3 protein-coding genes are annotated in these 3,936 nt (G+C 21.9%); all 3 read left to right on the top strand.

The window, feature by feature from the left end:
* The first annotated feature begins 88 nt into the window (after window positions 1-88).
* The 3 genes from MBCUR_RS01450 (at window position 89) to MBCUR_RS01460 (ending at window position 3,555) form a co-directional block, all read left to right on the top strand.
* On the top strand, window positions 89-1,099 hold the full coding sequence (locus MBCUR_RS01450; protein WP_067089327.1) for a hypothetical protein: 1,011 nt from the start codon (window positions 89-91) through the stop codon (window positions 1,097-1,099).
* Between the two features lie 422 nt (window positions 1,100-1,521).
* Window positions 1,522-2,256, top strand: a complete 735-nt coding sequence (gene pcn, locus MBCUR_RS01455; RefSeq protein WP_067089334.1) for a proliferating cell nuclear antigen (pcna) — start codon at window positions 1,522-1,524, stop codon at window positions 2,254-2,256.
* 276 nt (window positions 2,257-2,532) lie between these two features.
* Window positions 2,533-3,555 carry a DNA replication complex subunit Gins51 gene (locus tag MBCUR_RS01460; RefSeq protein ID WP_067089330.1) on the top strand — a complete coding sequence of 341 codons (1,023 nt, stop codon included), beginning with the start codon at window positions 2,533-2,535 and terminating at the stop codon, window positions 3,553-3,555.
* Window positions 3,556-3,936: the final 381 nt, after the last annotated feature.

The raw sequence follows: 3,936 nt of genomic DNA on the forward strand, positions 1-3,936 counted from the left end.
TTAGTATAAATTATTTCATAGCTTTAATATTTTATTTTAATATTTTATTGAATTATACTTATTATATTTTCATTTAAAGGTGTATAATATGGTAGATGATGGTGAATCAACGAATTCTAATTTTTCTAAATTTTTAAAGAAAAATTCTGAAAATTCTAAAGATCTAGATTTAAATGATATTCCTTTAGAAGAAGATGATTTGGATAGTAATTTAAAGAATATTTTAGACGATAATTTAGATAATAATTTAGATGATGATTTTGCAAATGGTTTTAATAAAGAATTATCTAATGGTTTTGATGAAGAATTTTTAAATAAATTTGATAATGAATTTGATAATGAATTTGATAATGAATTTGATAATAAATCTGAGGATATCACAGAAAATTCAAATGAATCTGGTGAAAATAAGGATTTAAGAGATAAACTTGATTTTTTTAAATCTCACGACAATGACTTAATTAGTAGATTTAAAACTTTACAATCTGAAAGTTTATCTATTCTACCGATTTTAGGAATTATTGTTTCTGTTTTTCTTTTTTTGTGGGGAGGATCTACAATTTTATCTAGTTCACAAAGAGTCATTGATAGTGTAACATCAGGTGAAGCCACATCACAAGGCATTTTTATAATTATAATAGGTATTTTTATTTCACTAGTTTCGATTTTATCGTTAATTTCTAAAAAAAGTACACTTTCAGATACTTTTGAATTAATTAAGGATTTTGAAGAGGATGATTCTAAACATCATCTTGAAAACCAAGAATTTTCAGTAGAAATTAAAGAAGAACATTTAAATTTCATTAAAACTGTTGGATTGGATGATGAAGATATAGATGTAGATATTAAACAAGATACTGGTGAAAATATTAAACAAGATATTGAAGATATTGATGAGGAAAAAATCAATAAAAAAGAAAATTCAGATAAACCTGAAAAACATGTCGTGAATAATAATGGAAACTTAGTTTCTGAAAATTCAAATTCTAAGGAATTGGATTCTAAAACTAATGATATTGAATCTAAAATAGCTAATTCAGAAGAAAATTTAGACAAATATTTATTCAATAATGAAAATAATGACACTGTAAACGAATGATTAGCCATTATTTATTTTAAATTTTAATGATTTTTTTATTTTCAAATTAGATTTTTTTATTTTTTTATTTTTTCATTTTTTAACTTTTTTTAGATTTTTAAAATTTTTAATTTTTTTAAATTTTATCTAGCTTTTTTTAGATTTTTTTTTAAAATATAAATATAATGAAAAACTATATATTATTATAATATGATTAATAAGCATAGAGATTTTCATATATAAAAAATTTTTATTAATATTTTTATAATACTTTTTATTATTAATTTTTCTAAAAAGCATTTTTTTAAATAATTTAATTCACTACTAATTTAATAAATATTTATATTCCATATTCAATATATTCCATATTCAAATAAAATATGATTTTTTTTATATGATATCAATATTATGATATTGAAAGTTAATACATGGATGGTAATTTAATGTTTAAAGCAGAGTTAAGTAATCCTAATATATTAAAAACAAGTTTTGAAGCTATTTCAGCCATTGTTGATGAAATACAGTTTCAAACTGATAGTGAAGGTTTAAGGTTAGATGCATTAGACCGTGGTCATATCACATTTCTCCATTTAGATTTAAAAGCAAGTTTATTTGATGAATACATATGTGATGAGCCAGAAAAGATTAATATCGATACTGACGAATTTATGAAAGTTCTCAAACGTTCTAAGTCTGATGACAGAGTTTTATTGTCTCTTGATGAGGGCAATTTAATCATTACATTCGAAGGACAAGCTAAAAGAACATTTAAAATTAGATTAATTGATATGGAGTATGAGCCTGCCACACCTCCAGCAATTGAATATCCTACTGAGTTTAGCATTCCTTTTGATCTTTTCAAAAATTCTATTAATGATATAGACATTTACTCAGACAAAGTAAGTTTAAGTGTAGATTCTGAAAAATTTAAAGCATTTGCCACTGGAGAATTTGGTGAGGTAAACATTGAATTTATACATGGTGAAAGTGTTAAAGAAGAAGCATCTTCTGTATTTTCCCTTGAAAAAATAAGCGAAATGCTTAAAGCAGACAAATTTTCAGATAATGTTACTCTTTCAATTGGAAATGACATGCCTTTAACTTTAAGCTTAAAAATGATTTCTGAGGAAGGAGAACTAAGATTTTTACTTGCTCCAAGAATTGAAAATGAAGATTAAATAATTTTACATAATTTTTTTTAATTCCCTTTAAAAATTTTTTATTTATTTTTTATTTATTTATTTTTTAATATTTTTTTAATTCCTTTTAAAAATTTTTATTTATTTTTTAATTTTATTTTAATTCAATTTATTAAATTTTATTAATTAATTTGAATATTTTTTTAGTTTATATTCATTAATCTTTTTTTTATTTTTTTAATCTTCACTATTGATTATGTTCTGAAATTTTTCTGACTTATTGATTTTTTTATAATTAAGCTTAAAATAGATATTATGAATGATGATTACTTTCAAATTTTACGTGAACTCCAAAGAATGGAACGAGCTAATTTGGGTAAATTATCTAAGGTTGGATCAGATTTTTATAAAAATATTCATAGTCATATGGAAAAATTAAGCAAAATAGCTGTTGGAAATGTCTTTGCAGAGGAACATAATACTTTAAAACATGTTAGATCTATTTCTTCTGAAATTTGTGAAATTAGAGAAAATAAAATAGCTACTGCTGCTGTTGATAACATTCGCAAATCATATCACCTTTTTAGAGGAAAGAAACAATTTGATTTTATTGATTCTCAGCCATTAAACCTGACTCCAGAAGAAGAGAAGTTATATTTTGCTCTTATTGACATTTTAAAAAATTTTAGAGACTCAATTTCTTTAGATAAATTTTCAAACAATGAGTTTTTTGAAGAAATAGATGAAGAAATTAATGAAGAAGAAGATTTTTCTACTGAAGATGAAAATAAATTAGACTTTAATGAAAATCAAATAGATGAAGTCATTGATGATATTTCAAAAGAAAATATTGAAAATAAGGATAATTCTAATTTAAAAGTAGATTCTACATCTAATATTGATTTTAACCCTAAACCTAATGTTAAAATAGAATTAGAAGACAATAATAATCTTCATAAGAATGTTAATTCAAATGTTTCAAATGAGGAAAATAATTCTCAAAAATTCAATAATTCAGCTAGTAATTCAATTGAGTTAGATACTAATTCAATTGGGTCAAATGATACAAATGATGATTTCTATCATAGTGAAATTTTAGATGAATTGTCTAAAGATGAGTATGACGAATATGTTAACTCTTTGTCCAACAAAAATAAACCTCTTAAAAATAGAATTCAAAATAATCCCATTTTAATTTTTAAAAATCTTCCTGCTATTGTTGGAGTTGATGAAAAAGTTTATGGACCATTTAGTCCACAAGACATTGTGACTTTGCCTAACTTAAATGGAGATATTATTGTTAAAAGTAAAAAAGGAAGATATATAGCTTTTTCATAATTTTCATAATTATTTTATGCTATTTTAGAGTTAGTTCTTAATTGTTTCATACTTATTTAATGTTTTTCAAGCTTTTTTTAGCCTTTTTTTACTAGATTTTTATCTTTTAGGTCTTTTTTATCTTTTTTACCTTTTTTATCTTTTTTTTTAAAAGGGCTTGTCATTGAAAATATAAATATATAAAATATTGCAATGTTTTAGAATTAAATGTTTTATTTTTTTGAATTTTTCAATTTTTCCAAAATATTTAAATACTAATAAAAAACATATATTTTTATAATATCTATTAGTAAGATAAATTTATTATAATTTTAAAATTATCTTTAGATTGTTTTTAGATTTTTGTTTTTTTATTATAATTTGTAATTATACTTTTTATTT

Source organism: Methanobrevibacter curvatus (assembly GCF_001639295.1).
Lineage (GTDB): Archaea > Methanobacteriota > Methanobacteria > Methanobacteriales > Methanobacteriaceae > Methanoflexus > Methanoflexus curvatus.

Coding starts and splice junctions, on each gene's coding strand:
- MBCUR_RS01450 (WP_067089327.1), top strand. CDS start 89: ATGGTAGATGATGGTGAATCAACGAATTCTAATTTTTCTAAATTTTTA.
- pcn (WP_067089334.1), top strand. CDS start 1,522: ATGTTTAAAGCAGAGTTAAGTAATCCTAATATATTAAAAACAAGTTTT.
- MBCUR_RS01460 (WP_067089330.1), top strand. CDS start 2,533: ATGAATGATGATTACTTTCAAATTTTACGTGAACTCCAAAGAATGGAA.